The sequence below is a fragment of the Mesorhizobium sp. M7A.F.Ca.CA.004.04.2.1 genome, assembly GCF_004022825.1.
Taxonomy (GTDB): Bacteria; Pseudomonadota; Alphaproteobacteria; order Rhizobiales; family Rhizobiaceae; genus Mesorhizobium.
The window spans coordinates 1-2429 of the sequence record NZ_RZPH01000922.1 but is presented as its reverse complement, the minus strand read 5'-3'; the positions used below and the strand labels follow the sequence as shown (position 1 = coordinate 2429).

Genomic DNA, 2429 nt, shown 5'->3' with positions numbered 1-2429 from the left:
CCTTTGCGCTGTCCAGCTATGTGCGGGCCGATACGACGCAACGTGGCGAATGGGCGTTCAGGGACGGCGTTTCGGTGCCGCTCGGCAAGACGCCGGCACTGTGCAAATACGAAAAGCTCTTCGAGGAGCCGGGACCGATGTACGACACCACCGCCTGGTGGAAATGACGCTGCCGCGTCGGGCGACGGGGGCAGAGGGGGCCTGGCGTTCGCGCCAGGCCCCTGACGGCGTTGGCCATGGACAATCGGGCAGCATTTCAGGCGGTGAAGTCGGCCGACAGTTCGCGGATCAGGAAATCGACGAACGCGCGCACCTTGGCCGCAATATAGGTGCGGTGCGGATAGAGCGCGTAGATCGGGCTGGAGCCGGGGCGAAACTCATCCAGCTGCACTTCCAGCCGGCCGTCCCTGATCGCAGCGTCGACCAGCAGGCTGGGCAGGTTGCCGATGCCGAAACCGGCGGTGGTCATCTGGTAGGCGGCCTCGACGCTGTTGGTCGAGATCCGCCCCCCGATAGCCGCATCGAAAGGGCCGTCGGGTCCGATGAATGGCCACGTGCCAAGGCGCTTGGCGAAATTGCTCAGCACGCAGGAATGGCTTGCCAGCTCATCCGGGTGGACCGGACGGCCGTTTGCATCCCAATAATCGGGCGTAGCGCAGACATAATTGCGGACGTCACCAAGCCGGCGGGCAATCAGGGCGGAATCCGCCTGACCGCCGAAGCGGATGGCCACATCGTAGCCTTCCTCGACAATGCCGACGACATAACGCGCGGTGAGGTCGAACTCGATCGTGGTGAGCGGGTTTTCTTCGAGGAATTTCGGCACCAACTTGGTTATGCGCGTGTGGCCCAGAACATTGGAGCAGGAAACCCGGATCAGGCCGCGCGTCTCCTTGTGCAGGCCGCGCGTCGAATCCTGCAGTTCGGATATGTCGTCGAGCAGGCTGCGCGCACGCGGAGCATAGTCGCGGCCCGCCTCGGTGAGGCTGAGACGCCTTGTGGTGCGATTGATGAGCCGGACGCCAAGGTCGTCTTCCAGTTCCTTGATGGTGCGGCTGACGGCCGTCGTCGACATGTTGAGATCGCGCGCCGCCGCCGACAGGCTGCCCAGCAGGCAAACCCGATCGAACACCCGCATCGCCGTCAGAAGATTCATCTTGCCTTCCCCTCGCCGTCGCGGCCCCGCCGCCATCGGCTGCGTCCTGTAGAAAACAGCGCCCAGCAACGACGCGGCAAGGGCATTCCACCGAATTTGGGCGTAAAATCAACAATGGGAGAACCGATATGACATCCAGACCTCTTCATCCCGCGATCGGCACATTTGCGAAAGGCGCAAAGAGCGGCGCGCTTGGCCGCCGCGAGTTCCTGGCGCTGGCCAGCGCCTTCGGCGCCAGCACGGCGATTGCCTACGGGCTCATCGGTCAGCCGGTCCCGGCGCGAGCCGAGGAAGCCGTCCAACCCAGGAAGGGCGGCGTGGTGCGTGTTGCCATGCAGGTGATGGAGCTGGAAGACCCGCGCAAGTTCAAGGTTTCGCAGATGGGCAACATCGCCATGCAGTTTCTCGAACCGCTGGTGCGCTGGAAGCCGGATTTCACCTTCGAGCCGGTGCTGCTGCAGAGCTGGGAGATCAATGCGGACGCGACGGAATATGTGCTCAAGGTGCGCCCGGGGGTGAAATGGTCGAACGGCGACGATTTCACCGCCACGGATGTTGCCTTCAACATCACGCGCTGGTGCGAGAAGGATGCCGCCGGCAACTCGATGGCCGGGCGCATGACCGCGCTGATCGATCCCGACACCAAGGTGGCGCGCACTGGTGCCATCGAGGTTCGCGACGGCCACACCGTGGTCCTGAAACTGTCTCAGCCCGACATCACCATCATCCCAGCGATGACCGACTATCCGGCATTGATCGTCCACCACACATTCAATCCGAAGGCGGCGCCACTGTCGGCCAACCCCGTTTGCACGGGCCCGTTCGAACTTAAAAGACTCGATGTCGGCGTTGCTGCCTCGGTGCGCAAGCGGCCGGACGGGTCGTGGTGGGGCGGCGAGGTGTTCCTCGACGGCATCGACTGGACCGACTACGGCACCGACTCGGCCGCCACCGTCTCCGCATTCGAATCCGGTGAGATCGACCTGAATGGGCAGACGCAGTCCTATGACGTCGCCATGCTCGACAGGCTGGGCCTGAAGAAAAGCGAGATCGTCACTGCCGCCACCCTGGTCTCGCGCTGCAACGTCAACGCCAAACCCTATGACGACAAGCGCGTGCGCAACGCCATACAGCTTGCGGTCGACAACGAAGCGGTGCTGCAACTGGGCGCCGACGGCATGGGTATCGTCGCGCAGAACGATCATGTCGGACCGATGCATCCCGAACACGCCGACTTGCCGCCGATCAAACGTGATCCGGTCCGGGCCAGGGC

At 63.7% G+C, this 2429-nt stretch carries 2 protein-coding genes; one reads left to right on the top strand and one right to left on the bottom strand.

Annotated elements, in window-relative coordinates; all coding sequences use genetic code 11:
* Window positions 1–256: 256 nt before the first annotated feature.
* Window positions 257–1156 (bottom strand): LysR family transcriptional regulator, encoded by a 900-nt coding sequence (locus EN893_RS29215; RefSeq protein ID WP_127270477.1) that lies wholly within the window; start codon window positions 1154–1156, stop codon window positions 257–259.
* Between the two features lie 128 nt (window positions 1157–1284).
* On the opposite strand from EN893_RS29215, the gene EN893_RS29210 reads away from it, so the two are divergent.
* A partial coding sequence (locus EN893_RS29210) for an ABC transporter substrate-binding protein (protein ID WP_128361994.1) occupies window positions 1285–2429 on the top strand: 1145 nt, incomplete at its 3' end.